This is a genomic window from Castellaniella sp. FW104-7C03 (assembly GCF_040276085.1).
Lineage (GTDB): Bacteria > Pseudomonadota > Gammaproteobacteria > Burkholderiales > Burkholderiaceae_B > Castellaniella.
In genome coordinates, this window is the sequence record NZ_JBELOK010000007.1 from 92,300 (window position 1) to 118,023 (window position 25,724).

Here is a 25,724-nt window from a genome sequence, read left to right on the forward strand (position 1 = left end):
GCCTTATGCGATCCTGGATCTGGACCTTGATTTTGCTGGCGGTGGCTGTGGCGCTGGCTTTAACCGTCAACGAACACAGCGGAAACGTCGTCATTCTTGCGCAACCGTGGCGCGTCGAGCTCTCCTTGCCGCTGGCCATCGTGCTGGGGATACTGGCTTTTCTGGTGTTCCACTGGTTGCTGCGCCTGCTGCACTGGATGAGTAACAGCCCCGGGCGGTTTCGCAACTGGCGCGGGCGGCGTGCCCAGCGCCGCGATATCGAGCTTCTCGAGCGCGGCTGGATCAACGAACTTGAAGGCCGCTATGTGCAGGCCGAAAAAGAGCTTTCCAAGTTGCTGTCCCGTACCCGCTCCACGGATCGCAAGGTGCTGGCCGGGCTCAGCGCTGCCAGGGCCCTGCATCTTCTGGGCGAGTACCCCCGTCGCGACCAAACCCTGCAGCTTGCGCAAGAAAGTGCCGGCGAAGACGGCCGCCTGCGTCAGGCGGTGGATGTTGTCACCGCCGAGATGTATCTCGATCAAAATCGTGCCGAAGAAGCGCTCGAGCTGCTAGAGCCGCTGCAAGAAACGTCAACGCGGTTTTTGCATGCCAATCGGCTGTGTTTGCGGGCTCACCGCCAATTAGGTCATCATCGGCAGGTCTACCAGCTTACGCGCCTGTTGTTGCGCCGCAGCGCCATCGACGAAACGCAGGCCAAAGCGTTTATTGCGGAGTCTGCCGCCCATCAGCTGGATGTCGTCGAGGCCAAAGACTGGAGCGGCTTGTGGGGTGATTTGCAGGCCGATGAACGCCTGTCGCCCGAGGTGGCCCTGGCAGGTGCCCGTGCACAGCTCAGGTTTGGCCGCCCAGCAGAATCCGCACGCATCCTCGAGGCGGCGCTTAATCGTGGGCTGGACGATCGTCTGTTGCGTGCCTATGCGCAGTGCGACGCCAATCAGGCACGCCAGCGTTTGGGGCACGCCGAGCTTTGGCTGAAATCCAACCCGGATCATCCCGGTTTGTTGGCCGCCTTGGGGCAATTGTGCCTGGCCGCCCAGTTGTGGGGGCAGGGTGCGCACTATCTAGAGCGTAGCCTCGATCTTCGTGCCGATATCCATATTCACGCCTTGCTGGGCAATTTGCATGACGCACTGGGCCACCCAGAGCAAGCGCTATCGCACTGGCGCAAGGCATGTGAAGCTGCGGATTCCGAGCTGCCCCTGATTCAGCGGCCACTGCCGGCGGCCGATACCCGCGGCGACCCCGATTTCATGCGTCACGAGACCGAAAGCTTTGACGTGCTCAGGGCAGAGGATGATCACCTGCCGGTGCAAGTGCCAGAAGCCGCCAGTGGCGTGTATCTTCCGGATACTCCTGAAGATAATCATCCGGCGCCTCAGGTCAAGGCGGATAAGGCCCGCCCGGCTCGCCCGGTGTCCGGCCCAGAGGACGATTACTTCGATACGGCCCCGATCCCGGGGGTGGACATGTCGCTCACCTCGGATCACAGCCGTTCAAAATAAATGCATATTTTCAGATTCACTCTCCAAGGAACCTCATGAGCCTAGATCGTGTCCCGGCCGGCGACAAGCTGCCAGAAGAATTCAACGTCGTCATCGAAATCCCCATGAATGCGGATCCCGTGAAATACGAGGTCGACAAGGCCAGCGGTGCCGTGTTTGTCGATCGTTTCATGTTGACGGCCATGCATTACCCCTGCAATTACGGCTACATCCCCGAAACCCTCTCCGAAGACGGTGATCCGGTTGATGTGTTGGTGCTGGCTCCTTTCCCTGTACAGGTGGGCAGCGTCATTCGCTGTCGCGCCCTGGGTGTGATGAACATGGAAGACGAAGCGGGCAAGGATGCCAAGCTGCTGGCTCGCCCCGTAGACAAGCTCTATCCTCCCTATCGTCACATCGAGTCCACCGCCGATCTTCCGGCTGAAGAACTCCAGCGCATCCAGCACTTTTTCGAGCACTACAAAGATCTCGAAAAAGGCAAATGGGTCAAGGTGCAAGGCTGGTCGGGCATTGATGCGGCCAAGCAAGAAATCCGCGACTCCGTCACTCGCTATCAAGCAGGCAAGAAGGCTTAACCCATTGGGTGCGCAGGTGCGTTTTTAACCTGGCACGCCCATAAATCCGGCTTTACGCCGGATTTTTTCTCGAGATACTTATGCAAGAAACTGTCATTCCCCGTCCCGAGCCGGTTACCCTGGCGGTACAAGGCTCATCTGCCCGGTTTCCGGTGCGCCGCATCTATTGCGTGGGCCGCAATTATGCGGATCATGCCCGTGAGATGGGCGCTACCGGCCGAGAGCTGCCCTTTTTCTTTGGCAAGCCGGCTGATGCCGTACTGAATGTGGCAGAAGGCACCGAAGGCCAGATGCCTTACCCTCCACAAACGCATAATCTGCACCACGAGGTAGAGCTCGTGGCCGCCTTGGGTGCGGGCGGGCATAACCTGAGCCCCGAGCAAGCTGCACGCGCCGTGTGGGGTTATGCCATTGGGCTGGACATGACACGCCGCGACTTGCAGGCCGAGGCCAAGAAGCAGGGGCGCCCCTGGGAAACCGCCAAGGGCTTTGACCACAGCGCACCCATCGGCCCCGTGCACCCGGTGGCAGCCACCGGAGACCTCACCAAGGGCCATATTGGCTTGACCATCAACGGAGAACAGCGCCAGACGGGCGATTTGTCCGACATGATCTGGTCGGTGCCTGAAGCCATCGCTTATCTGTCCACACTGTTCGAGTTGCGCGCAGGCGATCTGATTTTTACCGGTACACCAGCAGGTGTAGGTGCTGTGGTGTCTGGTGATCAGCTTGAGGCACGGATACAGGGCCTTGGCACCCTGCGTGTCACGATCGTCCAGGCCTGATTTATCCAGGGCGGAAACTGCGAATAGGCGGGCCGGCAGGGCAGGGGCACACTGGGTGCTCGTCAAGTCCTTCCGGAGCCCACCATGTCTTTGTTCCGCCTGTTTCCCGCCTACTTACCGTGGTGGCCTGCCAAACGCTGCCCGGGTGCTCGTGAAGTCCTTTTTACACGCCTGAGCCATCTCCGCCAGCGTGCCAGTCAGCGGGGCCAGGCGATGGTCGAGTACGTTATCGTGGTGGCACTGGTTGCTGTTGCCGCTATTGCGGTTTACCAACTATTTGGCCAGGTGATTCGCTCCCAGACTGCCGCCATGGCGCGTGAAATCGCCGGCGAAGACGGTAGCGAGCAATCCCGTATGGCACAGTCTGCCGCTGAGTCTGCCGCTGCACAGACTGCCGCCAAAACACTTAAATCATTTACCGGCAACGCGGCAGCGGGGCAGTAGATGCGTGCCGCCGCCCACGCACAGCGCGGCCAGGTGCTGGTATTGGGCCTGGTGTTGGCCACATTGTTGGGGCTGGCCTGGCTGCGCTACTTTGCCACCGCTCAGGTCACTGCCTCTAAGGCGCGGATGGTGCATGGCCTGGATGCTGCCAGCTACAGTGGTGCGCTGGTTCAGGCACGTACGCTCAATTTTCTTGCGTATCTCAATCGTGCCAGGCTGGGCCACCAACTGGCCATGGCACACTTGCTGACACTGGGTAGTTGGGCGCACTTTGGCGGTATGCAGGCGCAGCGCCTAGCACAGGGTAACCCGCCTGCCTATCTGATCGGGATGCTTTTTGGGGCAGGCCACGGGCGTGCCTACCTGGCAGCTGCCGCTGCAGCGGGGTTAAATCATCAGACACAGGTAGGCGGGTCTTTGGCCTCGGCATTTGCGGCCCATGAATCCTTTATTCATGATCAATCGGCCTCCCTATCCGACGCGTTGGTTGCGGGCCTCCCAGAGGCGCGTCTGGCCGTCATGCGTCAGGTTCTGGCGGCACATTACCCAGAGCTTGGCCGGCAGGTACTGACACCACAGATCCAGGCTGATGCCTGGCCCGGTTTCCTGCAGAAGCGTCCTGCTGATGCGTCCCTTGCCACGTTATTGCATGGTTTGGCTGGTTTGTATGGCTTTCTGGGCCCTCGCAACGAGACCGCCCGTAATGTGTGGGCAGTGGATCCGCGTTGTCCAGCCTGGCGTCACGAACTGCGCCGCCGTGGCCAGACTCAGCTGGATGCTTCCGGCCGTTGGCAGGCAGGGGATACACAATCGTTTCATGCTGTGAGATCCAATCGCTGGATTGGTTGCTACTACCGCGAGTACGCCATGGGCTGGGCCTGGATGCCCGCGCAATCAGGCCAGGCAATCGTGGGTGGGCATTCCACAGATGCTCCCGCTGATTTTTCTCAAAAGGATTTTTGGCGCTGGGTTCAGGCTGCTACCGGGTGGGATATTGTTGGTGGCCAGGCCAATCCTTTGGCCAACTCGTATGCCATGCAAAGTGCTGTCTTCTGGCCATCCCGGGGGTTGGCTGCCTATTTTGATGTCAGGGCAGATTTACCACCGCAGGGCCAGGCAGGGTTCGTTATCAGGCTTATCCTGCCAAATCAGGAGGGCCAGAGCGTGCACGCCCGCAGCGCTGCGGAAACCTTCTTCACCCGGCCAGCAGTCCGGCAGGATGGGCATTCCGAGGCTGCCAATCTGTTCCATCCCTATTGGCATGCGCGGCTGTCTTCACCCCTGCTGCCATTGCCAGGAGACTGATGTGAGCGGGCATACAGGTATTCATCAACAGCAAGGGCAAGCATTAGCTGAATCCCTTTTGGTGCTTGCCGTGCTGGCCAGTTTCTGGCTTGCCATCGCGTGGTTGGGGCGTATTCAGGATATTCGGCTGCAGCTATTGCACGACAGCCGGCATGCGGCGTTTGCATGGGCCCATCAGGATGAGCACACGCAAACACCGCATGCCTGGGTTCCGAGCCAAACACCGAAAGCCGGCTGGCAAACACGCAAGGGGCAAGCCCTGGTGCCGGATGGCGTTGCACTTTGGCTGGATCAGTCGACAGGGCAACTGAGGAATTTGCCAGGGGATATGGTGGCTGGAGGTGCGGAGATTCGCCGCGATTGGCATCTGGGTGACGAGCGTCTCTGGGTGGCACACGCAGAGGCCCGTACAGCGGGTGGCTCAGCCGGGCAAGCGGGACTGGCTGATTTTGATCAATTGGCCTTGCGTTTGCGCGCACACACGGCAATTGCCGTTGGTAGCGGGGCCGCGTTCAGTGATGCCCTTGTGCAGCATACATTGGCGGGCAGTGCATTGGCGTGGGGGCACGCACAGCAAGCCTCCCAGGTGGTGGGGCAAGCTGTTGCCGGGCGGCTGGGCCCCCTGGATGCGCCGTGGGGCCGTCCTGAGCCGCAATGGGATTGGCTAGGGCCCTGGGCTGGTCAGGTGCCTCAGCGCCACCTAAGCGAGGTATTGCCATGAAATGGTTCAAGGCATTAACCGGTTTTTCCGGTCTGGTGTTGTTCGCCTTGTCTGCTGTGGCGGTGCCCGCCAGGCCTCAGGCCGCCCTCTGGGATCCTGTGCAGGAACTATCCCCACAAGGGTGGCAAGGATCTGGGCAGCAGCACTTCCACGTATCGGGGGCACACATCACACTACAGCAGTTCTCCGTCAATGCCAGTCCTGCAGATGCAGCCAGGCAGCTTATGGCGATCTCGGCGGGGCGTCTGACACGGATGCAGCTGGCGGACGGAGTCGTGTTCTTGTCTGGCCTTAGATTGGATGCGCATTGGCTGGCTGAGGTTCGCCAACAAGGGGACCGCACAATCGGGCTGATTTCCCGCCTGCAGCCCTCTGACACTCCCGCAGCTGGCTTTGATCCCGCTCAGCTTCTTCCGTCAGGTGCCGAACGCTTACTTTTTCAGCGGGAGGCTTTGGGACATGCAAGTGGCGTACTCAGTCAGTTTCGCGTGCCGGGCACTGTCGACAAAGTGCGTGGGCAGCTCTTTGATTCACTCCGGTTGGCTGGCTGGGCGCCAGAGGATACTTTCAGGCTGCAGGCCAGTCGGGCCCGGGAGCCGGTCGCAATAGGGGCTCAGATTGTCTGGCGCCACCCGCAAATGGGTCATTTAACCTTCTTCATGCAGTCAACTGCTCCGGGGGTACTAATCACTTTCTGGCATCGGGCCACGGAGCCGTCATGAAAGCCTGGCCTGAAAGTATTCCACGTGCAGCTGTACTGGCCGGCTTGGCTTTATTGCTAGGTAGCCTGGCTGCCGTTTTCCTGATGTGGCATATCCAGGAGCGTGTTCGTGAGGTTGAGGACAAATCTCGCCTGGTTCTGGTCGAACGCGTTGTCGCTGCGAGGGATCTCCCGGCCGGCACGCGGCTGGTGGCTGAACACCTTGCCTTGCGCAGTTTTCCAGCGCAGTGGGTGGGGCGAGATACGGTACCTCCCGGGCGATATGGCGAGCTCGAAGGGCAAACGCTGACGACTTCACTGGAAGCGGGTGATGCCATCGTAGCTGCCCATGTCGTGCGGCACACAGCAGCATTTTCTGCCCAGCTGGTACCCGGACGCCGGGCCATCACTCTGCCTGTCGACCAGCTCAATTCCTTGTCCGGCTTGCTGCAGCCAGGCGATCTCATCGATCTGTACGTGTCTTTTGATTATCAACGCAAACGGTTGACTGCCCCGTTGTTGCAGGGTGTGTTGGTCTTGGCTACCGGACGCGATACGACCCTGGGGGACACGCACTCAACGGCATCCTATTCCACGGTCACACTGGATGCGGCCCCCGAAGACGTCGTCAAACTGGTGGCCGCCCGTCAGGCTGGGACACTCACGGCGATTTTGCGTCACCCAGAGGACGATCACGCAGATCGGCGTGCTGCGCGGGGCGACTTGGCTGCTTTGCTGGGCATTGCCGCGCGCCCTCCTGTGCCATCACGCAAGGCAGTCATTCTGTATGGCAGTTCTCCTGCACGTGGCTTGCCCGCATGGGCCCGGCCAGGTAAATCCTCAGTTTCTGCTGTGCGTGGTCCTTGGTTTGATCTTCCTGAGGGGCAGGCTTTGGTCAGTGCCTGGATGAGGGCACAGTTGCGCGGCCCGGCCACGCGGCTGCCCACCACAGGGCTGGGTGGCCCCTTGCAGGCAGACGAGGATGAGGTGTCGGATGATCTCTCGGTGCTCTTGGATGCTGGTACGGAGACCGAAGGAGACCAGTCATGAGGCGATGGAGGGTTGTTTTCCATACGGGAGTATTTGCCCGCCTACCTTGGAGTCGCCTTGTGTTGGGTCTGTGTGTCGCTCTTGCGGGCCTTGTGTTTGGCGCGGGAGTTCTGGCTGCCACTGAAACACCCATTGCGCTGCAGGCTGGTGAAGTTCGGGTGCTGGGTATTCCGGGCGTTGCCCGGGTGGCCGTAGGAGACGGTGAAATCATCAAGGCCGTGAGTACGGACGACCGTGAAGTCATTTTGTTTGCACGCAAGGCGGGTTTCAGCACTTTGCATGCCTGGACAGCAGATGGCCAGATTGTGCGCTATGCCGTGCAGGTGGCACCAGAAGGTGCACGGCAGCTCCAGGACGAACTACGTACCGTGCTTGAGCGCATTCCGGGGGCGCTTGTCACCCCGCTGGGTGACAAGCTGCTGGTTGAGGGCGATGAGCTCTCTGATGCCGACCGCCAGCGCTTGTCCGAGCTTGGCCGGCGCTATCCGCAATTGCTCGATTTTACGGGGACTGTCGGTTGGGATCAGATGGTACTGCTGGACGTGCAGGTGGTTGAGGTGCCCAAGTCCTTGATGCGCGAACTGGGCTTGCGCTGGGATCCCAATGCAGGCGGGGGCCTGACATCTGCGTTGGGCTGGGATGGGGGGTCGCGCCGGTTTGCCGATCGCCCTGGCGAGACGGCGATTCCGCTGATGTTTCCCGCGGCAAAAGCAGCAGGTTACTTCGGTATCAATGCCTTGCTATCGGCCAAAATCAACCTCCTTGCCCAGGAAGGGCGTGCAGTGGTTCTAGCGCAACCGCAACTTCTTGCTCGCAGTGGTGCCACCGCCGAGTTTCTGGCTGGAGGAGAAGTGCCCTACAGCACGGTAGACCGCAACGGCAATACGCAGACCTCTTTCAAGCCCTACGGTGTGTCCTTGCGCATCACACCCTCCATCGAGCGTAGCGGTGCAGTTCGTTCCCGCATCGAAGTCGAAGTCAGCTCTATTGACACGGCTTTGTCCGTGCCAGGCGGGCCGTCGCTAAAGACACGCAGGACAGCAACCGAGTTTAATGTGCGCACAGGACAAACGCTGGTGCTCGCCGGGTTTCTATCGCGAGAAACATCCGATAACGTCGACCGTATTCCTGGTTTGGGATCATTGCCTGTGCTTGGGGCCCTGTTTCGCTCCAGCCGCTTTCGGCGCAACGAAACAGAGCTCGCGATTCTGGTTACCCCACAGCTGGTGACGGCCAATCATCCCGATATGCAAACCCGGGCAGCGCGGGCAAGCGCCGTGCTGAACAGAGCGTTTCCCGATACGCCTACGCTGATGAATCCGGTACTGAATCGCGGGACAGGCAGATCGCCCAGATCATCGACGGGGTGGAACCCCCGATCTGGTGGAAAAGGATCCCAGTGGCAAACCCAAGCAGGAGAGTCACCATGACAGAGGTTGAACTGGATGTGCAATTTGAGGATGGTCGTCGCACTCGTACCCGCCATCGTGTGCCGCTTTTGATAGGGCGCGAGGCCGATTGTGGTCTGGCGCTGAAAACCTGGCGAGTAGCCCGGCATCATGCCCGGATTGTCTGTCGCGAGGATGAACTCTGGCTTGAAGATCTCGGTTCCATCTTTGGCTCTACCCTGAATGGGCATCGTGTGGCTTCGTACGGGCCCTTGTGTCCAGAGGACGATATCGTGATCGGGCCATGCCTGATACATGCCTCGCGGCCTGTTGCCAGGCAGATATCAGATGCACAGCTGCCCGCAGGGCACGCGCCCATCTCTTTGCAAGAGCCACCTTCCAGCGCCTATCCGCAGCCTGCCACGTGCTCGCAGGTGTCTTGTGCCGATCCTCAAGCCGTACCAAACCGCCAGGCACGCCGCCGCTTGCACGAAGGCCTGATCCAGGCCCTGCAACTGCGCAGACAGGATGTCACCGGCATGAGTGACAAGACACTGCGGGCTGAAGCCACGCGCGTGCTCTCGGGGTTGATTGCCGAGGATGCCGATTTACCCGCTACGCTGGATCGCGACCGTTTGCTGCGCGACCTGGTTGATGAGGCTGTGGGTCTGGGGCCCCTCGAGCCGTTGCTGGCCGACCCCTCGGTGACGGAGATCATGGTTAACCGCCCCGATGAAATTTTTGTCGAACGTGCCGGCCGCCTGATGCAGGATTCTGCGTGTTTCAGCAGCGAGCAAGCCGTACTGGGGGTCATCGACCGTATCGTCGCGCCGTTAGGCCGCCGGATCGATGACAGCGCGCCCATGGTGGATGCGCGATTGAAGGATGGCTCGCGGGTAAATGCCGTGATTGCTCCGGTTGCATTGCGCGGCCCCAGCCTGACCATCCGGAAATTTCCCGAGCGGCGTTTGGTGATGCAGGATCTGTTGGCCGTTGGGGCATTGGACGAATCGATGGCGGCGTTTTTATCCCATAGCGTACGGCACCGAAAAAACCTGCTGGTGTCGGGGGGTACCGGCTCTGGAAAAACCAGCCTTCTCAATATCCTGTCCAATGCCATCCCGGCGGGCGAGCGCATTATCACCATAGAAGATGCTGCCGAGCTGCGCCTGAGCCATGCTCATCTGGTCAGCCTGGAAGCACGGCCACCCAACCTCGAGGGGCGCGGCCGCATCGATATTCGTGATCTTGTACGCAATGCCTTGCGTATGCGGCCTGATCGCATTGTGGTGGGTGAGTGTCGGGGGGCAGAAGCCTTTGACATGCTGGCAGCAATGAACACGGGCCATGAGGGATCCATGACCACCCTGCATGCCAACAATCCACGTGAAGCGCTGTCCCGTCTGGAGACCATGATCCTGATGGCGGGGATGGACCTGCCGCTGGCTGCCGTCCGAGAGCATATTGCCGGTAGCATGGATCTGATCATTCAGCTCGTGCGTGCACCGGATGGCCGGCGCCTTATCAGCGCCATTGTCCAAGTGACGGGCCTCGAGAACCACAAATTCCAGCTCCAGGAAATTTTTCTCGCCCAGGCGGGGCCGCCTGCCGTATTTACAGGCTGCGGTCTTATGCCTGAGGGATTCCATGGCGATGCAGCACTGGATATCAGTTTGTTTACCCATCGTTCGGTTTGCCACGGCAGTGCGGTTCTGGGTGATACAGGCATGGCGGCATCGTCATCATGACAGGCATGGTTTTGGCTGTTCTGATTGGCTTGTGTGTGGCGGTTGTGGCGGCGCTGGCGCTTGCACGGGCCGCCACGCTGTGGCGGGATTATCAACAGCGCTTGCACGAAGATACCCGGCAAACGCTGGATGGTGCCTTTTTGTTCCTTGATCTGACGCAAGTATCGCCTGCGCGGTTATTTGCCCTGGCAGGGATGCTGCTGGTGGGGGCGTGGATATTGATGGGGGCTTGGAGCCTCCTGCCTCTGGTGGCCGCAATCCTGTTGCTGCCGCCCTGGCTTCTGCGGCATATGCGACGGCGGCGCCGACAGCAGTTTGACGCCCAATTGCCAGATTTTTTGGTTTCCCTGGCTGGTGCCTTGCGTGCCGGGGCGGGTTTACAACCTGCTTTGCAACATATTGCCTCGCAGTCACGGCCACCCTTGTCTCAGGAGTTCGCGCTGGTGTTGCGCGAGCAGCGTCTGGGGCTGGGATTGCCACAAGCCCTGCAAAGCCTGCATACGCGTATCCCCACAGACTCCTGTGGCCTGATGGTATCCGCTTTGCTTGTGGCTTCACAGACAGGTGGTGCCCTTGCCGAAACCCTCGAGAGCGTTTCACGTACGCTACGTTCGCGTCTGCATTGGCTGGGCAGGGTACGGGCGCTCACTGCACAGGGGCGGATGCAAAGTATGTTGATGGCAAGTCTGCCGGCTGGTCTTTTATGGGTGTTGTCTCAGCTCGAGCCTGAGGCAATGCGTTTGCTCTGGCACACTTGGTGGGGAGGTACAGTGCTGGGAATCATCGTTATTCTCGAATGTGCAGGCATCGTCTGGATACGGCGAGTGGCAACCATCGATGTGTAAAAAACGGAGATCCACTCATGTGGTTTTGGTCCGGTCTTGTTTTGGCTGCTGTGTCTGTCGGTCTGGGATGCTGGGTACTGGGGGGGCCTTGGGCCAGTCTTGACGGTAAAAAGTCCTCATCCCGCTTGTCCCTGTGGTGGCCCTGGGTGCTGGCTTTGGCCCCCTGGTGTGCCCGCTGGGTTACTTGGTCGATGCGGCGGCATCTGCAGCAATGGGGGCCTCGGGCGGGGCTATCGGATTGCTGGTCACCCGAACGTTGGCTTGCCGCCCGTGTACTGGTGGCTTTTTGCTTCGCAAGTGCCATGCTGGTGGCCTTGTTGGTGGGTGTTCTGCCGATCCTTGCCTGGTGGCTGGTGCCCGGAGGGGCAGTTCTGGGATACTGTGTGCTCAATCAACGCCTGTACGCGCAGGCGCGTCAAAGACGTTTTGTCATGATGCGCGAGCTCCCTTTTTTGCTGGACCTCCTCACACTGTGTGTCGAAGCAGGCCTTAGCCTGCCGGTTGCGTTGTTGCGTGTGGCAGAGCACGCTCCCGAAGGCCCTTTGCGCCAAAGCCTTCAAAGCGCCTGTGCCCTGGAGCGCACCGGGGTAGAGCGCAGCCGCTGGCTCGCACAATGGGCTGATGCAGTGGATGTTCCTGGTGTTTATAGCCTGGTGCTTTCCCTGGCACAGGCAGAGCGCCTGGGGATGAGCCTTGGGCCCCTGCTGCGGGCTCAGGCCGAGCGTCAGTCCAGCGAGCGCTTTGCCCGGGCAGAGACGCTGGCCATGCAGGCACCGGTCAGGATGCTGTTTCCCATGGTGCTGTGCATTTTCCCCTGTACTTTCCTGGTGATCGGCTTTCCGATTGCGGTCAAGTTGATGCAGGCCAATTTCTGATGTGGGGTGGGCCACAAGACTTGCCCGCTTGGGATCTCACCCGGTCGCCTTTACGGCTGGTTCAGGCCCGTAGCTTCAGGCAGCGTTTGTTGGGCCTGCACGCCTGGAAAGCCTGGGGTGCCTTTCCTCGTGGTCTGTTGTTTCCCAGTTGCAGGATGGTGCATACTCTGGGCCTGACGTGTCCGATCAATGTGCTGTTTCTGGATGATCAGGGGCGTATCTTGAGGCGGATCACGTGGCTGGCGCCGGGCCGTTGGGCGCGCTGTGCGGGTGCCTATGCCACGCTTGAGCTACCCCCCAACAACGACACCATACTTCAATGGCAGGCGGTCATCACTCAGGCCTGGAGTGCAGATGTGTCGTTGGCGCGAAACGTGGTGGCATAAACCGGGTAAAAGCTGCAGTACAGCAGGGCAGTCAGCACAATGTCCAAAATCAGCGATATCCACGTCATGCCGTTGGCCGTCAGCCCTGCGCTTGCCAGAGTACCAAGCAGCAGGCTAAGGCCGTAATACACGGCGGCCCAGCTGCCCACGTAAAGCACAATGGCCCATTTGGTGCGCCAGCAGGCCACCATCGAATAAAACAGGGCACGCTTCAGGGGCAGTGCATGCCAGCCCATCAGGGCTGGCGCATGCCAGAACAACGCCGATAGCAGCACATAAAAGCCGCCAAATACCAGCATCGGCCCCCACATGGCCTGGGCAAGGCTTGCATAGTCTGGGTCGCTGCCAGTGCCAAGGGATTGCACCAAGGAGGACAAAAATGGCAAGACAGAAACAAAGGCGGCCAGCAAGGTAAAGCCCAGGTAGGCGCTACCCAGGCGCAACAATGCAGGCATGACGCCTGGAGCCTTCAATGGCGCCAGCCACAGGCCCGGGACCATTTTTTGTCCCCGGCTGATGGTGCGGCAGGCGTTCAAGGTCAGAAATGTCAGCAAAGGGGTTAGCAGCACCAATGCCATCTGGCCAATCACAGGGATCACCGAGCCCACCTGGATGATAAAGCTCGTGGCCGTACTCCAGAAGAGCATGGCCAGCGGCTGTGCGCGAAACAGGTGGTACCCCTGGAGAATCCATGCCCAGCCGGCGGAGGGAGGCAATACAGAAGCTTGAAGGGTAGGTGTGTTGTTCATGTGAGGTCGCCCGGCAACAGGGGCGCCGGCTGCGTCGTGCGTAAGCGCAGGATGCGTTCGAAGTGTCGTGGATCGTGCGGTTTAAGGGTCTGGGCGGGGCGTGGCAGATAGAAATCAAACAGGCGCGAAATCCAGAAGCGCAGGGCGGCGGCGCGTAGCATCAGGGGCCACGCGGCACGTTCGGCCGGGGTAAACGGGCGGATAGCGTGATATGCACTTAACCAGGCACTGAGCCGGCGCCGGATGAATATCCCGCTGCTGCGCTGGATGCACCAGTCGTTGACACTCACCGCCACGTCAAAAATCCAGGCGTCACAGCCGGCAAAGTAAAAGTCGATGAAGCCGCCCATGTGAGGAGATTCGAACGTGCCATCAAAGAGCACGTTGTCACGAAACAAATCACAGTGCGCTGGGCCGCTGGGCAGGTTTTCGAGTCCGCCCTGGGCCACAAAGGCAGCCTGTTCGTTCAGGCTTTGGCGCAACAGCGTCGCCTGGTCTTCGTTCAGAAACGGCATCAGCCGGGGGGCGGTTTCTTGCCACCAGGGCAGGCTTCGAAGATTGGGCTGGTGCAGCGGAAAATCCTGGGCGGCCAGGTGGGCATGTGCCAGGGTTTGTCCTGTCAAAGTGCAATGGGCCGGGCTGGGCTCGGGCTCGTAGCCGCCGTTCAGGCGTGTGACAATGGCAGTTGGCTTGCCGTGCAAGGTGCTGATGCGGCTGCCGTCGTGCCGGGTTTGCGGTTGTGGTACTGGCACACCGCGGCCTGCCAGGTGGTGCATCAGCTCGATGTAAAAGGGCAGTTGCTCGGCCGTCAGCACCTCGAATAGCGTCAGCACATAGCTGCCTTGTGTGGTATCCAGAAAATAATTGGTGTTCTCGATGCCCGCAGTGATCCCACGCAGGGCAAGCAATGTGCCCAGATCGTAGTGTTCCAGCAGCGAGTGGACATCGTCCTGGGAAACAGCAGTAAAGACAGCCATGACAAGCAGGCGGCGCAAAAGCCGCGGCGGGTGAGTTCAACGCGGCATTTTAGTCGAAAGTAAAATAGCGCTTCTGTATGGATAATTTTGACTATGGCTGATTGGCGTTTATGTGTGGCTCCGATGATCGATGTGACGGATCGCCACTGCCGTTATTTTCATCGCCTGCTGGCCCCCGAGGCCCGTCTGTATACCGAGATGATTACCACTGGCGCCTTGTTGCATGGGGATGTGGCGCGTCATCTCGATTTCGACGCGTCCGAGCATCCCGTGGCCCTGCAGTTGGGTGGCAGCGAGCCAGACGCTTTGGCCAAGTGTGCAAAGCTGGGTGAATCCTGGGGCTACGACGAAATCAACCTCAATTGTGGCTGCCCCTCCGAGCGTGTGCAGCAGGGCTCGTTTGGGGCGTGTTTGATGGCCGAGCCCCAACTGGTGGCGGATTGCGTCCGCGCCATGCAGGATGCCGTCTCGGTGCCGGTTACCGTCAAGCATCGGCTGGGGCTTGATTACGATGACTCATATGCCTTTGTGCGCGATTTTGTGGGTGTTCTGTATCAGGCTGGGTGCCGGGTGTTTATCGTGCATGCCCGCAATGCCGTATTAAAGGGTTTGTCGCCCAAAGATAATCGTGAAAAGCCGCCTTTGCGCTATAGCTCGGTCTTGCAGCTCAAGCGTGACTTTCCGGATTGCACCATTGTGCTAAACGGTGGCTTATCCGATGTGGATACCTGCCGTGCGTGGCAAGACCAGCTGGACGGCATCATGCTGGGCCGTGCGGCCTGGCATCAACCGGATATTTTGTCTGCGTTAAGCGCAGACGGCCTGATGGGTAGGCAATCTGCGGCGCTGGACGATGACGAAGGCCGGCAGGTGCTGCTGCAGTTTTTAGAATATGTGCAGCACCATCATGCGCGCGGAGTACCGCTGCATATCATGGTGCGTGGTTTGCTTGGATGGCGCACCGGCCGGCCCGGTGCCCGCCGCTGGCGTCAGATGCTGTCTGACTCCAAAGCCTTGCGGGCACAAGGGCCTGATCTGCTTTTGCAGGCCTGGGATACGCTGGTTGATGCGGCTGCTCAGGATTTCCGGGCAATAGCGGGGTCTTCGGATGGCCAGTCGCGGATATAAGCCTTGAGCATATCGTTTTCGAATTGCTGGGCGTCCACAATGGCGCGTGCCATGTCGTAAAACGAAATCACGCCCATCAGGGTAGGGCCGTCCATCACCGGGATATACCGTGCGTGTTTGTCCAGCATCAGACGCTGCACTTCGTCTGCGTCGGTGTTGGGTGTGACACTCATGGGGGCGTCATCCATGATGCTGCGTACGGTGTAGTCGCCTGTCTGGCCGTCGTGCTGGTTGAGATGGTTGATGATTTCACGAAATGTCAGCATGCCTACCAGCTGACCGTGCTCCATGATGACCAAAGAGCCGATGTCCAGCTGGCTCATGGTGCTGATGGCGTCGCGTACGGGCATGTCTGGCGTGCCGGTGTAAAGCGTGTGCCCCTTCACACGCAGGATTTCATTGACTTTCAGCATGGCATTCTTCCTCGGGCAGTTTTTATTGTCATTGTGCATCATCATCCGTGTTTTCGGTAGCCGTGTATGTGTTGAATAGTGTGTCCAGGGTGGGCGGCTTGCCCAGCAAGGTGTCAGACAGCGCTTGGGTATGCAGCGTGGTCAGCCCGGTTTGCGTGCGATCCAGTAACAGTTGGTCGACCAACGGCCCGATGGTTGCGTGGTGGGGGTCGCAGGCCAGTACCCAGAGGTCGCTGTCTGATGCCGGCACCACGTAACCAAGGTCATGCAGCTTGGCCAGGATCTCATACAGGGCGTCCGGATGCACCCGTAAGTGTTTTTCGAGAAACTGCTGGCTGCGCCCGGGGGGCAGCGTCTGCCGTGCCTGCCACAAGATCGACAAAATGCTGATGGCATCCACTATCTGGGCGCCTGTGTGCCGCTGCAATACCCAGCGGTGCAGCCGCAATGCAGGCAGTAAAGAGGCCGTGGTGGCGCCAAGCAATATCACCAGCCACGACAGATAAATCCACAGCAGAAAAATCGGTAAGGTGGCAAAGGCACCATAAATCACAGTGTAAGACGGAAAGCGGGTGAGATACCAGGTAAACCCCGCTTTCATGAGGGTAAGGATCACCGCTGTTCCCAAGCCGCCAAACAGTGCGTCACGCCACCGTACGCGGCAATTGGGCACAAATACGAACAGGGCGGTAAACCCCAGCACGGATAGCGCAAACGGGATGATATTCAGTGCAATGCCCAGGCTTTCGGGCAGACTGCCGATGTAACCCAGGGACTCTCTGGCCAATACCGAGCTGGCCCACAGGCTGGCGCCGGTAAGAATCGGGCCTAGAGAGATAATGGCCCAATACACCAGCAGGCGTTGGCGCAAGGGGCGCTGGCGCGCGACATTCCAGATTTCGTTGAACGCTTCGTCGATCGTCATGATGAGCATGACCGAGGTAATCACCAGAAACACGCCGCCTACTGCTGTCAGGCCTGAGGCCTGGGCCGCAAACTGGTTGAGATACAGCATGATGGTGTCGGATACGGATGGCGGCAGCAGACTTTGGCTGAGAAAGCCCTCAAGTGCCTGACGAAACTCTGCAAACAGCGGAAAAGCGGTAAATAACGACAAAATCACGGCCAGTAGGGGCACGATCGCCAGTACGGTGGTGAACGTCAGGCTGGATGCCACACGGGTGAGCTTGCGATTGCCTGCAAACTCGAGGGTAAATCGCACAATGTCCAGTGCGTGGGCCCGCCGCTCGGAAATCGGCCGTGTCGTTGAAGGGAGGTCTGTCATACATTCATGCAAAGGTTTCGAGCCATAATAGCAACATGGATATTCAACTCAATCAAGGGCTGCATCGTCTGGCGTGTGCCTGTCTCTTTGGTCTTATCGTGCTGTGCGTGGGCTGGGAACTCTGGTGGGCACCACTGCGCCCGGGTGGGTCTCTGATGGCCCTGAAGGCCGTGCCACTGCTGTTTGCCGTGCGTGGTGTCTTGCGTGCCCGTTTGTATACGCTGCAGTGGGTGGCCATGCTCAGTCTTCTGTATCTGATGGAGGGCTCCGTGCGTGCGTGGTCAGATACCTCAGCCGTGTCGGTTGCGCTGGCCGGCCTTGAGATACTGTTATCCCTGGGCTTGTATTTTTCCGCAATTTTTTATGTGCGTCCGGCCAAGCGGGCGGCCCGGCAGTCACACTGACGCAGCTTGAAACCTTGGCCTGTGGGCGCTATGCCATAATCAAAATCTTCTTTCACGATTTTTCACGGCGTACCGATCATGTCTGGCAATTCTTTGGGCACCTTGTTTCGTGTCACTAATTTTGGCGAATCTCACGGCCCGGCGATTGGCGCCGTGATTGATGGCTGCCCGCCAGGGCTGGCGCTGTGCGAAGCAGATATCCAGGCAGAGCTTGATCGCCGCAAACCGGGTACCTCGCGCCATGTCACACAGCGTCGCGAGCCTGATACGGTTGAGATCCTGTCGGGCATTTTTGAGGGCCAAACCACGGGTACACCCATTGGTCTGCTGATCCGCAATACGGATGCCCGCAGCCGCGACTACACCAATATCGCCGAGACCTTCCGGCCTGGGCATGCGGATTACACCTACTGGAAAAAATACGGCATCCGCGATCCGCGTGGCGGGGGGCGCTCCTCGGCCCGCCTGACAGCCCCCACGGTGGCTGCCGGTGCAGTGGCCCGCAAGTGGCTGATGCAAGAATTTGGCGTACAGATTCGTGGCTACATGAGCCAGCTTGGGCCGATCCCGATTTCTTTCGAATCCTGGGACGCCGTCTCACAAAACCCGTTTTATGCGCCCAACGCAGCCATCGTGCCGCAACTCGAGGCCTTTATGGATCAGCTGCGCCACGAGGGTGATTCCATCGGTGCGCGCATCGAAGTACAGGCCGATGGTTTGCCGGCGGGCTGGGGCGAGCCCCTGTACGACCGCCTGGATGCGGATATTGCGCATGCCATGATGGGGCTTAATGCGGTCAAGGGTGTTTCCATTGGTTCTGGCTTCGATTGCATCAGCATGCGTGGTTCCGAGCACGGTGATGAGCTCAGCCCCGATGGGTTTTTGGCCAACCATGCCGGTGGGGTGCTGGGCGGGATTTCTTCCGGCCAGGCGCTGCGGGTCTCGCTGGCGATCAAACCCACCTCCAGTATCCGCATTGAGCGTCGTTCCGTGGATAAAAGCAATTCGCCGGTGATGGTGCAAACGTTGGGCAGACATGATCCCTGCGTTGCCATCCGGGCCACCCCGATTGTCGAATGCCTGCTGGCAATTGTTCTGATGGATCATGCACTGCGCCACCGGGCCCAGTGCGCGGACGTGGCGCCTTTCGTCGGTGGTTCGGTTCTGGCCGGTGCCTAGATTTCATCAACCCCGGAGCGGAGATCAAAGCCAATGAAGCCCATTCAACGTCTTGCCCACATCAAAACCTCCTGGATAGCCGCAGCAGCTGTCTCTTGCGCGGTGCTGCTGGCTGCTTGCGCACCTGTGCAAACCACACAGTCTGGTGCAGTGGGAATCGAACGCACGCAATACATGTCCGGCCTGGTCTCTGAGGCCCAGCTTGATCAGGAAGCTGCGCAGCAGTACCAGCAGATCCTTGCTCAGGCGCGTGCGCAGCACGCGCTGGATCCCTCCGCCGCCCAAACCAAACGCGTTCAGGCAATCGCTCAGCGGCTGATTGCACAAGTGGGGGTATTTCGTCCGGATGCCAAGCAATGGAACTGGGAGGTTCATGTCCTGAAATCGGATGAAGTCAATGCGTGGTGCATGCCGGGTGGCAAAATTGCCGTGTACACAGGGATGCTTGAGAAAATCAATCCCACCGATGCCGAGTTGGCAGCCGTGATGGGCCATGAGATCTCTCACGCCTTGCGTGAACATGCCCGTGAGCAAGTCTCGCGCCAGATGGGTGCTGGTATTGGGGTGTCCATTTTGGCAGCGGTCACGGGTAGTCAGGCAGTGGCCGATCTGGGCTCCAATCTGTCGCAGGTGATGTTTACCTTGCCTAACAGCCGAGCCAACGAAACCGAAGCAGATCGCATGGGGGTGGAGCTTGCCGCCCGTGCCGGTTACGACCCACGCGCAGCCATCACACTTTGGCAAAAAATGGAGCGCCTTGGTGGCGGACAGCCGCCCGAGATGCTCTCTACACACCCTTCGTCTGCAAGCCGTATCCAGGATCTCAAACAGGCCACGGCCAAGGTGATGCCTCTGTATCACCCCCGATAGTTGGGCGCTGTCTCAACCCAGTACCGGGTATATTTAGTACTAGGATAAATGCTGGCCTTGTCGGTAGATCTCACGCTGGCATAATGGTTTCTATCCGCTTGGCCATGCCAGGTTCCATTCCTGATTTCGAGACTCCAATCATGCCGCAAACTCTATATGACAAGCTCTGGGACGCCCATGTGGTGCACCAGGGCCCAGACGGTACCTGTCTGTTGTATATCGATCGCCATCTGGTTCACGAAGTAACCAGCCCGCAAGCGTTCGAAGGCCTTGAGCTGGCAGGGCGCAAGCCGTGGCGCATTGCCGCCAATCTGGCCGTGGCCGACCACAACGTCCCCACCACCGACCGCTCCCAGGGTATCCAGGATCCCATTTCGCGACTGCAAGTGGATACCCTGGATAAAAACTGCGATACCTGGGGCATCACCGAATTTCGCATGAACGACCGCCGTCAGGGCATTGTGCACATTATTGGCCCCGAGCAAGGTGCTACCTTGCCCGGCATGACGGTCGTGTGTGGCGATTCGCACACCAGCACGCACGGAGCGATGGGGGCACTTGCCTTTGGCATCGGCACCTCCGAGGTCGAGCACGTCCTGGCCACCCAAACCCTGCTGATGAAAAAAAGCCGTAATCTGCTGGTCAAGGTGGATGGTCAGCTGCCTTTTGGTTGTACAGCCAAGGATCTGATTCTCTACGTCATTGGCCAGATTGGTACGGCCGGCGGCACCGGTCACGCCATCGAATTCGGCGGTACGGCAATACAGGCCCTCTCGATGGAAGGCCGCATGACGATCTGCAACATGGCTATCGAAGCCGGTGCCCGCTCCGGCATGGTGGCTGTCGATCAAACCACCATCGACTATTTCAAGGGCCGGCCATATGCACCAGAAGGAGACCTCTGGGATCAGGCCGTCCGTTATTGGCAAACCTTGCACTCAGATCCAGACGCGGTGTTTGATCGTGTGGTTGAGATTGATGCCGGCAAGATCCAGCCCCAGGTCAGCTGGGGTACTTCGCCCGAAATGGTCACTGCAGTTGGTGGCAGGGTGCCCAATCCGGCAGCAGAGCCCGATGCGGTACGCCGCAAAGGGATGGAGCGTGCCCTGCAGTATATGGATCTTCAGGCGGACACACCCATCACCGACATCCGCATCGACAAAGTATTTATCGGCTCGTGCACCAATGCGCGCATCGAAGACCTGCGTGCGGCGGCCGAAGTGGCCAAGGGGCGCAAGGTGGCAGGTAATGTCAGCTTGGCCATGGTTGTCCCGGGTTCGGGGTTGGTCAAAGCGCAGGCCGAGCGCGAAGGGCTCGATCGCATCTTTCTGGATGCCGGATTTGAATGGCGCGAGCCGGGCTGCTCGATGTGTCTGGCCATGAATGCCGACCGGCTCGAGCCGGGCGAACGCTGCGCCTCCACTTCAAACCGCAATTTCGAAGGGCGTCAGGGGCAGGGAGGGCGTACGCATTTGGTCAGCCCCGCCATGGCTGCCGCTGCTGCAGTAACCGGGCATTTTATTGACGTCCGCACTTTCAAATAGGATCCCGCCATGCAAGCATTTACGACTCATCAGGGGCTGGTGGCTCCGTTCGATCGCGACAACGTCGACACCGATCTGATCATTCCAAAACAGTTTTTGAAATCCATCAAACGTACGGGTTTCGGGCCCAATCTTTTTGATGAGATACGGTATCTGGATCATGGCGAGCCCGGTATGGATAACAGCCAGCGACCGCTGAACCCGGATTTTGTGCTGAATCACGCCCGATATCAGGGCGCGTCCATCCTGTTGTGCCGCAAAAACTTTGGCTGCGGCTCCAGCCGCGAGCACGCCCCCTGGGCGCTTCAACAGTATGGTTTCAGGGCCCTGATCGCGCCGTCCTACGCAGATATTTTCTTCAATAACAGCTTCAAAAACGGCCTGTTGCCGATTGTTTTGCCCGAGGACGTGGTCGATCAGCTTTTCAAGGCGGTTACCGCCCAGCCGGGATATTCCCTGACGGTCGACTTGCAGCAACAAAGCGTCACGGCGCCTGATGGCGCGCAGTGGTCTTTCGACGTCGATGCCTATCGCAAGCAATCTTTGCTGCAGGGCCTGGACGAAATCGGCCAGACCCTGTTGCATGCTGATCAGATCCGCGACTTCGAAGCCAAACGGCTGGCCACCCATCCCTGGCTGGTTAAAGATCGCCCAACTGAGCAGTAAGGCACTCGTTCGCCCGGAGCAGGCCTTTGGCCATCGGGTGATTGTGTCTTGTCAAACAACTCTCGCGTCCCGTGTGGGGCGCGGGATACTTTTTATTCGGGATTTTTCATGACTTCAAATATTGCGGTACTGCCAGGCGATGGCATTGGCCCTGAAATTGTCGAGCAGGCTGTCAGGGTGTTACGAGCTCTGGATCTGGATCTGAGTTTCACCGAGGCGCCAGTGGGCGGTGCCGCTTATGCTGCCCAGGGCCACCCGCTGCCGCAATCGACGCTGGACATCGCCTTGAAGGCGGATGCCATCCTGTTTGGCGCAGTAGGCGACTGGAAATACGATCATCTGGAGCGCGCCCTGCGGCCCGAGCAGGCCGTACTGGGGCTGCGTAAGGCTTTGGGTTTGTTTGCCAACCTGCGTCCGGCGATTTTGTACCCAGAGCTGGCCAACGCCTCATCGCTCAAGCCAGAGATTGTGGCGGGTCTGGATATTTTGATTGTGCGTGAGCTGACGGGTGATATTTATTTTGGCCAGCCGCGCGGGGTGCGCACCCTCGAAGATGGCCCGTTTGCCGGCGAGCGTCAGGGGTTTGATACCATGCACTACGCCGAGAGCGAAATCCGGCGTATTGCTCACGTAGCTTTTCAGGCAGCCGCCAAACGCCAGAAAAAACTGTGCAGTGTCGATAAAGCCAATGTGCTGGAGACTTCCCAGTTCTGGCGTGACATTATGTTGGATGTGGCCAAAGAATATCCGCAGGTTACCCTGACACACATGTACGTGGATAACGCTGCAATGCAACTGGTACGAGAGCCCAAGGCATTTGATGTCCTGGTAACGGGCAATCTCTTTGGCGATATCTTGTCCGACGAGGCGGCGATGCTGACCGGCTCCATCGGGATGCTGCCGTCGGCTTCGCTGAATGCCAGTCGGCAGGGGCTCTACGAGCCCAGCCATGGTTCTGCACCGGATATTGCCGGACAAAATGTGGCGAATCCTTTGGCCACGATTTTATCTGCAGCAATGCTGCTGCGATATTCTCTGGATGCCGGCGAAGCGGCCGACCAAATTGAAGCGGCTGTTCAACGTGTTTTGGCCCAGGGGTTGCGTACAGCCGACATTCACGAGGCCGGGACTACCCGGGTTTCTACCTCAGAGATGGGCGATGCAGTACTGAAGGCATTAGAATAAAACATTCTTTCTTTTCACCTTTTTGGTTTAGGCAGGGATTTATGGCGCAAGCAGTGGGTCTGATTGGTTGGCGAGGGATGGTGGGTTCGGTGCTGATGCAGCGGATGCGCGAAGAAAACGATTTCGATTTCTTCGAGCCAGTTTTTTTCTCTACCAGCAATGCCGGGGGCGCAGCACCTCAGTGGGCCAACGGGGCCGGCGCACTGCAAGACGCTTACGATATCGACGCCCTTAAAAAACTGCCCATTATCGTTACGGCGCAAGGCGGGGATTACACCTCTCAGGTGTACCCCAAGCTGCGGGCGGCTGGCTGGACAGGCATGTGGATCGATGCAGCCAGCACCCTGCGCATGAAAGACGACGCCATTATTGTGCTCGATCCCGTCAACCGGCCTGTCATTGATGCGGCCTTGCAGCGCGGCGTGCGCGACTACATTGGTGGCAATTGCACGGTTAGCTGCATGCTGATGGGCTTGGCCGGCTTGTTCAAGGCCGACATGGTGCAATGGCTTACCTCCATGACATACCAGGCCGCCTCTGGGGGCGGGGCACGCCACATGCGCGAGCTCCTCACCCAGTTTGGCATCCTCAATCGGGCGGTGGGCGCTCAATTGGCGGATCCTGCCTCGGCTATTCTGGATATTGATCGCGGTGTCCTGAAAGCCCAGCAAAGCCCCGATCTGCCGCAAGAAAACTTCGGCGTTCCACTGGGTGGCAGCCTGATTCCCTGGATCGACAAAGATCTTGGCGATGGCATGTCCCGCGAAGAATGGAAAGGTGGTGCCGAAACCAACAAAATCCTGGGGCGTGGGCCGGGCTTTGATGCCCCTCCGGTGCCGGTTGATGGCTTGTGTGTGCGTATTGGCGCCATGCGTTGCCATAGCCAGGCGCTCACCATCAAGTTGCGTGGTGACATCCCGCTCGACGAGATCACCGATGCCATCAGCTCGGGCACGGATTGGGCCCGGTATGTTCCCAACAATAAAGATTCCTCGGTCAAGGCGCTGACTCCGGTTGCGGTCACGGGCACCCTGGATATCCCCGTTGGGCGGCTGCGCAAGATGTCGATGGGGCCAGAATATCTCAGTGCCTTTACGGTCGGAGATCAACTACTGTGGGGTGCCGCCGAGCCTCTGCGACGCATGTTGCGCATTGCGCTAGGTGAACTTTAATGAAACCTGCTGCCCGCCTGCTAAGTGGTGTCATCACGCTGGCGGCATTTGCCGCCGGTTCTGTTCAGGCCGCCAGCATTGGCCATGCCCGTCTGGCGTCTGCTTCCGGGCAGCCCTTGCTTATTCTGGTGCCTGTCCAAGGGCTGTCTGATGCAGACATTCCGGTGCTGTCTGCCAAGCCGGCACCTGCAGCCGACTGGTCTCGCGTAGGCCTCACACCGCCCGTTGCGCTCGATACGCTTTCAGTCGGCGTCACGCCGGGCTCAGGTAGCGCGGGGCAGCGGGTTCTCAAGATCACCTCGCCACAGCTTTTTTCAGGCTCTTTGGCAGATCTCCTTCTGGACGTGCAAACGGCTTCCGGCCATCAGCGCTATCAAGTCTCTTTGCTGGCACCTGCACCACTCACCGCACAGGCACCGGCGGGGCAGGCGGCCCCGATAGCCCCGGCTGCGTCCGCCAGTACCACGCAAACCACTCCGGCCACCAGCGTCAGGCGCGTGCCGCAGGGTTCCATTCGCGTCCATAAGGGCGACACCATGTTTGCGATTGCACGGCGGCATGCCGTGGATGGCGTCTCTGTGTATCAGCTGATGATGGCCTTGCAGCGGGCCAACCCAGGTGCGTTTATTCAACACAATATCAATCTGGTGCGTGCTGGTGCGCAGCTTGCCGTTCCGGATGTCGCCGAGATGCTGTCCATCTCCGATATCGAGGCACGTCGCCAGTTTGTTGCACAAACAGCTGCACTGGCCCGTTCGCGTCATACGGCGGCAGCTCAGGCAGCCACCAGCCCGTCGGCAGCCGTATCCACAAATTCCACCAGTGGCAAGGTCTCGCCGCCTAACGCGCAATCTGCCCAGTCTCAGCAAGCTGCGCAAGACCAGCTCAGGCTCAGCCAAGGCTCTGCGGCAAAAGCAGGTGCATCAGGCAATGGTGGCTCGCCCGATCAGAAAGCTGATGCCCAGACTGCAGAGCGTCATGCGCAAGCCGACGCTGCATCCCGGGTGGGGCAGCTTGAAGACAACGTCCACAACCTTAACCAGGCTTTGCAGGCCCAAGGCGAAGCCGCACGCAGTGCCGCCGCTGCTGGTGCCGAGGCCATCACGCAGTCTATCCAGCAGGTCGCCAGTGCCATTACCGAGGCCAGCCAGGATGCGGCGGCGCAAGCCAATGCAAGCACACAAGCAGGGGCAGATGGCTCTGCCGCGTCTGACCAGCAAACATCTTCACCAACAGCCGCTTCCGATAGCGCAAACCCACAGCATTCAGGGCAGGGGGGATCCACATCCCCGGGCCAGGCTGCGCCTGCCGACGCCGGCAAAGCACAATCTGCCGCACCAGATGGGTCCAATACTTCATCGGCTTCGGGCGCGTCAGGGTCTGATGCTTCCGGTTCGTCTGCCTCCAGTGCCTCGGGCGCCACTTCTTCGTCTGGCAATTCGTCTGCGTCCAATTCTGCCGCAGGTGGCTCATCTGCCAGTGGTGCGTCAACCGGTGGTATGTCAACAAATGCGCCTGTAGCCGCTAATCTGGCTTCAACTGAACCCCCCGAAGGGGCAGCCGCCGAAGCGGCCGAGCTGGCATCCACGGCACAAGCGCAAGATCGGGCTTCCTGGATCCAGGATCACCTGCTGGCGGTCATGACAGCACTGCTGGCCCTGATTGTTTTCATTATTGCCTGGTTGCTGCGACGTGCCAGCGTGGGCCGTGATGATGTCATCATCGAATCCGCCCAGCCTACCGAAGCCATGGTGCGTGAAAAATTGAAGGGGCTCGATCTCGAGCTTTCACAAGAAGAACCCAACGTGCCACCTAAGGGCTGACACCC

Annotated in this window: 26 protein-coding genes; 22 read left to right on the forward strand and 4 right to left on the reverse strand. The window is 59.4% G+C overall.

Annotated features, from left to right (window positions below; all coding sequences use genetic code 11):
- Positions 1-5: 5 nt before the first annotated feature.
- The 13 genes from ABS758_RS09860 to ABS758_RS09920 all read left to right on the forward strand — a co-directional run bounded on the left by ABS758_RS09860 (position 6) and on the right by ABS758_RS09920 (position 12,324).
- On the forward strand, positions 6-1,502 hold the full coding sequence (locus ABS758_RS09860; protein WP_350382439.1) for a heme biosynthesis HemY N-terminal domain-containing protein: 1,497 nt from the start codon (positions 6-8) through the stop codon (positions 1,500-1,502).
- Between the two features lie 35 nt (positions 1,503-1,537).
- Positions 1,538-2,077: an inorganic diphosphatase gene (gene ppa / locus ABS758_RS09865; protein WP_350382437.1), complete on the forward strand. Its 540-nt coding sequence runs from the start codon at positions 1,538-1,540 to the stop codon at positions 2,075-2,077.
- Positions 2,078-2,157: 80 nt separating this feature from the next.
- Positions 2,158-2,862 (forward strand): fumarylacetoacetate hydrolase family protein, encoded by a 705-nt coding sequence (locus ABS758_RS09870; RefSeq protein ID WP_350382435.1) that lies wholly within the window; start codon positions 2,158-2,160, stop codon positions 2,860-2,862.
- A 213-nt stretch (positions 2,863-3,075) separates the two neighbouring features.
- The gene (locus ABS758_RS09875) at positions 3,076-3,306 is read left to right on the forward strand and encodes a hypothetical protein (RefSeq protein ID WP_350382572.1); all 231 of its coding nucleotides are present in this window, start codon (positions 3,076-3,078) and stop codon (positions 3,304-3,306) included.
- The gene (locus ABS758_RS09880) at positions 3,307-4,611 is read left to right on the forward strand and encodes a hypothetical protein (RefSeq protein ID WP_350382434.1); all 1,305 of its coding nucleotides are present in this window, start codon (positions 3,307-3,309) and stop codon (positions 4,609-4,611) included. It begins immediately after the preceding gene.
- A gap of 1 nt (position 4,612) precedes the next feature.
- Complete coding sequence (locus ABS758_RS09885) at positions 4,613-5,332, forward strand: hypothetical protein (RefSeq protein ID WP_350382433.1); 720 nt, start codon at positions 4,613-4,615, stop codon at positions 5,330-5,332.
- Entirely contained in the window at positions 5,329-6,054 is a 726-nt protein-coding gene (locus ABS758_RS09890) for a hypothetical protein (protein ID WP_350382431.1), read from the forward strand. The genes ABS758_RS09885 and ABS758_RS09890 overlap by 4 nt, the downstream gene beginning before the upstream one ends.
- Entirely contained in the window at positions 6,051-7,082 is a 1,032-nt protein-coding gene (gene cpaB, locus ABS758_RS09895; protein WP_350382430.1) for a Flp pilus assembly protein CpaB, read from the forward strand. The genes ABS758_RS09890 and cpaB overlap by 4 nt, the downstream gene beginning before the upstream one ends.
- Positions 7,079-8,512, forward strand: a complete 1,434-nt coding sequence (locus ABS758_RS09900; protein WP_417276883.1) for a type II and III secretion system protein family protein — start codon at positions 7,079-7,081, stop codon at positions 8,510-8,512. Before cpaB ends, ABS758_RS09900 begins: the two co-directional genes overlap by 4 nt.
- Positions 8,509-10,218 carry a TadA family conjugal transfer-associated ATPase gene (locus ABS758_RS09905; RefSeq protein WP_350382426.1) on the forward strand — a complete coding sequence of 570 codons (1,710 nt, stop codon included), beginning with the start codon at positions 8,509-8,511 and terminating at the stop codon, positions 10,216-10,218. Before ABS758_RS09900 ends, ABS758_RS09905 begins: the two co-directional genes overlap by 4 nt.
- Positions 10,215-11,063, forward strand: a complete 849-nt coding sequence (locus ABS758_RS09910) for a type II secretion system F family protein (RefSeq protein ID WP_350382424.1) — start codon at positions 10,215-10,217, stop codon at positions 11,061-11,063. The genes ABS758_RS09905 and ABS758_RS09910 overlap by 4 nt, the downstream gene beginning before the upstream one ends.
- A gap of 17 nt (positions 11,064-11,080) precedes the next feature.
- Complete coding sequence (locus tag ABS758_RS09915; RefSeq protein ID WP_350382422.1) at positions 11,081-11,938, forward strand: type II secretion system F family protein; 858 nt, start codon at positions 11,081-11,083, stop codon at positions 11,936-11,938.
- The gene (locus ABS758_RS09920) at positions 11,938-12,324 is read left to right on the forward strand and encodes a DUF192 domain-containing protein (RefSeq protein ID WP_350382421.1); all 387 of its coding nucleotides are present in this window, start codon (positions 11,938-11,940) and stop codon (positions 12,322-12,324) included. Before ABS758_RS09915 ends, ABS758_RS09920 begins: the two co-directional genes overlap by 1 nt.
- On the opposite strand, the gene ABS758_RS09925 is transcribed toward ABS758_RS09920, so the two are convergent.
- Together ABS758_RS09925 and ABS758_RS09930 are read right to left on the reverse strand one after the other, a co-directional pair.
- A complete protein-coding gene (locus ABS758_RS09925; protein WP_350382419.1) occupies positions 12,276-13,073 on the reverse strand; it encodes a BPSS1780 family membrane protein in 798 nt (265 codons plus the stop codon). The two genes, ABS758_RS09920 and ABS758_RS09925, sit on opposite strands and share 49 nt — an antisense overlap.
- Positions 13,070-14,050 carry a homoserine kinase gene (locus ABS758_RS09930; RefSeq protein WP_350382418.1) on the reverse strand — a complete coding sequence of 327 codons (981 nt, stop codon included), beginning with the start codon at positions 14,048-14,050 and terminating at the stop codon, positions 13,070-13,072. The genes ABS758_RS09925 and ABS758_RS09930 overlap by 4 nt, the downstream gene beginning before the upstream one ends.
- 87 nt (positions 14,051-14,137) lie before the next feature.
- Here ABS758_RS09930 and dusA point away from each other — a divergent pair, with 87 nt between their 5' ends.
- The gene (gene dusA / locus ABS758_RS09935; protein WP_350382417.1) at positions 14,138-15,178 is read left to right on the forward strand and encodes a tRNA dihydrouridine(20/20a) synthase DusA; all 1,041 of its coding nucleotides are present in this window, start codon (positions 14,138-14,140) and stop codon (positions 15,176-15,178) included.
- On the opposite strand, the gene ABS758_RS09940 is transcribed toward dusA, so the two are convergent.
- Entirely contained in the window at positions 15,127-15,591 is a 465-nt protein-coding gene (locus ABS758_RS09940; RefSeq protein WP_350382415.1) for a CBS domain-containing protein, read from the reverse strand. The genes dusA and ABS758_RS09940 overlap by 52 nt on opposite strands.
- Before the next feature lie 28 nt (positions 15,592-15,619).
- Positions 15,620-16,876, reverse strand: coding sequence for a YihY family inner membrane protein (locus ABS758_RS09945; RefSeq protein WP_350382414.1), 1,257 nt, complete (start codon positions 16,874-16,876; stop codon positions 15,620-15,622).
- A 35-nt stretch (positions 16,877-16,911) separates the two neighbouring features.
- On the opposite strand from ABS758_RS09945, the gene ABS758_RS09950 reads away from it, so the two are divergent.
- From ABS758_RS09950 to ABS758_RS09985, 8 genes are all read left to right on the forward strand, one after another.
- Positions 16,912-17,280 carry a DUF2069 domain-containing protein gene (locus ABS758_RS09950; RefSeq protein WP_350382412.1) on the forward strand — a complete coding sequence of 123 codons (369 nt, stop codon included), beginning with the start codon at positions 16,912-16,914 and terminating at the stop codon, positions 17,278-17,280.
- 78 nt (positions 17,281-17,358) lie between these two features.
- On the forward strand, positions 17,359-18,459 hold the full coding sequence (gene aroC, locus ABS758_RS09955; protein ID WP_350382411.1) for a chorismate synthase: 1,101 nt from the start codon (positions 17,359-17,361) through the stop codon (positions 18,457-18,459).
- Positions 18,460-18,492: 33 nt separating this feature from the next.
- Entirely contained in the window at positions 18,493-19,329 is an 837-nt protein-coding gene (locus tag ABS758_RS09960) for a M48 family metallopeptidase (RefSeq protein WP_350382410.1), read from the forward strand.
- 140 nt (positions 19,330-19,469) lie between these two features.
- Positions 19,470-20,873, forward strand: coding sequence for a 3-isopropylmalate dehydratase large subunit (gene leuC / locus ABS758_RS09965; RefSeq protein ID WP_350382408.1), 1,404 nt, complete (start codon positions 19,470-19,472; stop codon positions 20,871-20,873).
- Positions 20,874-20,882: 9 nt separating this feature from the next.
- A complete protein-coding gene (gene leuD, locus ABS758_RS09970) occupies positions 20,883-21,539 on the forward strand; it encodes a 3-isopropylmalate dehydratase small subunit (protein ID WP_350382407.1) in 657 nt (218 codons plus the stop codon).
- A 108-nt stretch (positions 21,540-21,647) separates the two neighbouring features.
- Positions 21,648-22,724 (forward strand): 3-isopropylmalate dehydrogenase, encoded by a 1,077-nt coding sequence (leuB, locus tag ABS758_RS09975; protein WP_350382405.1) that lies wholly within the window; start codon positions 21,648-21,650, stop codon positions 22,722-22,724.
- 41 nt (positions 22,725-22,765) lie between these two features.
- A complete protein-coding gene (gene asd, locus ABS758_RS09980; RefSeq protein WP_350382403.1) occupies positions 22,766-23,896 on the forward strand; it encodes an aspartate-semialdehyde dehydrogenase in 1,131 nt (376 codons plus the stop codon).
- The gene (locus ABS758_RS09985) at positions 23,896-25,719 is read left to right on the forward strand and encodes a FimV/HubP family polar landmark protein (RefSeq protein ID WP_350382402.1); all 1,824 of its coding nucleotides are present in this window, start codon (positions 23,896-23,898) and stop codon (positions 25,717-25,719) included. The genes asd and ABS758_RS09985 overlap by 1 nt, the downstream gene beginning before the upstream one ends.
- The last annotated feature ends 5 nt before the right edge of the window (positions 25,720-25,724 follow it).

Excerpts from the sequence above, each read along its gene's own strand:
- ABS758_RS09920 (WP_350382421.1), top strand. The coding sequence starts at position 11,938 with ATGTGGGGTGGGCCACAAGACTTGCCCGCTTGGGATCTCACCCGGTCG.
- ABS758_RS09870 (WP_350382435.1), top strand. The coding sequence starts at position 2,158 with ATGCAAGAAACTGTCATTCCCCGTCCCGAGCCGGTTACCCTGGCGGTA.
- ABS758_RS09940 (WP_350382415.1), bottom strand. The coding sequence starts at position 15,591 with ATGCTGAAAGTCAATGAAATCCTGCGTGTGAAGGGGCACACGCTTTAC.
- aroC (WP_350382411.1), top strand. The coding sequence starts at position 17,359 with ATGTCTGGCAATTCTTTGGGCACCTTGTTTCGTGTCACTAATTTTGGC.
- ABS758_RS09925 (WP_350382419.1), bottom strand. The coding sequence starts at position 13,073 with ATGAACAACACACCTACCCTTCAAGCTTCTGTATTGCCTCCCTCCGCC.
- ABS758_RS09905 (WP_350382426.1), top strand. The coding sequence starts at position 8,509 with ATGACAGAGGTTGAACTGGATGTGCAATTTGAGGATGGTCGTCGCACT.
- ABS758_RS09915 (WP_350382422.1), top strand. The coding sequence starts at position 11,081 with ATGTGGTTTTGGTCCGGTCTTGTTTTGGCTGCTGTGTCTGTCGGTCTG.
- ABS758_RS09875 (WP_350382572.1), top strand. The coding sequence starts at position 3,076 with ATGGTCGAGTACGTTATCGTGGTGGCACTGGTTGCTGTTGCCGCTATT.
- ABS758_RS09860 (WP_350382439.1), top strand. The coding sequence starts at position 6 with ATGCGATCCTGGATCTGGACCTTGATTTTGCTGGCGGTGGCTGTGGCG.
- ABS758_RS09945 (WP_350382414.1), bottom strand. The coding sequence starts at position 16,876 with ATGACAGACCTCCCTTCAACGACACGGCCGATTTCCGAGCGGCGGGCC.
- ppa (WP_350382437.1), top strand. The coding sequence starts at position 1,538 with ATGAGCCTAGATCGTGTCCCGGCCGGCGACAAGCTGCCAGAAGAATTC.
- ABS758_RS09985 (WP_350382402.1), top strand. The coding sequence starts at position 23,896 with ATGAAACCTGCTGCCCGCCTGCTAAGTGGTGTCATCACGCTGGCGGCA.
- ABS758_RS09950 (WP_350382412.1), top strand. The coding sequence starts at position 16,912 with ATGGATATTCAACTCAATCAAGGGCTGCATCGTCTGGCGTGTGCCTGT.
- ABS758_RS09960 (WP_350382410.1), top strand. The coding sequence starts at position 18,493 with ATGAAGCCCATTCAACGTCTTGCCCACATCAAAACCTCCTGGATAGCC.
- ABS758_RS09900 (WP_417276883.1), top strand. The coding sequence starts at position 7,079 with ATGAGGCGATGGAGGGTTGTTTTCCATACGGGAGTATTTGCCCGCCTA.
- cpaB (WP_350382430.1), top strand. The coding sequence starts at position 6,051 with ATGAAAGCCTGGCCTGAAAGTATTCCACGTGCAGCTGTACTGGCCGGC.
- ABS758_RS09880 (WP_350382434.1), top strand. The coding sequence starts at position 3,307 with ATGCGTGCCGCCGCCCACGCACAGCGCGGCCAGGTGCTGGTATTGGGC.
- ABS758_RS09910 (WP_350382424.1), top strand. The coding sequence starts at position 10,215 with ATGACAGGCATGGTTTTGGCTGTTCTGATTGGCTTGTGTGTGGCGGTT.
- leuB (WP_350382405.1), top strand. The coding sequence starts at position 21,648 with ATGACTTCAAATATTGCGGTACTGCCAGGCGATGGCATTGGCCCTGAA.
- ABS758_RS09890 (WP_350382431.1), top strand. The coding sequence starts at position 5,329 with ATGAAATGGTTCAAGGCATTAACCGGTTTTTCCGGTCTGGTGTTGTTC.
- leuC (WP_350382408.1), top strand. The coding sequence starts at position 19,470 with ATGCCGCAAACTCTATATGACAAGCTCTGGGACGCCCATGTGGTGCAC.
- leuD (WP_350382407.1), top strand. The coding sequence starts at position 20,883 with ATGCAAGCATTTACGACTCATCAGGGGCTGGTGGCTCCGTTCGATCGC.
- ABS758_RS09930 (WP_350382418.1), bottom strand. The coding sequence starts at position 14,050 with ATGGCTGTCTTTACTGCTGTTTCCCAGGACGATGTCCACTCGCTGCTG.
- asd (WP_350382403.1), top strand. The coding sequence starts at position 22,766 with ATGGCGCAAGCAGTGGGTCTGATTGGTTGGCGAGGGATGGTGGGTTCG.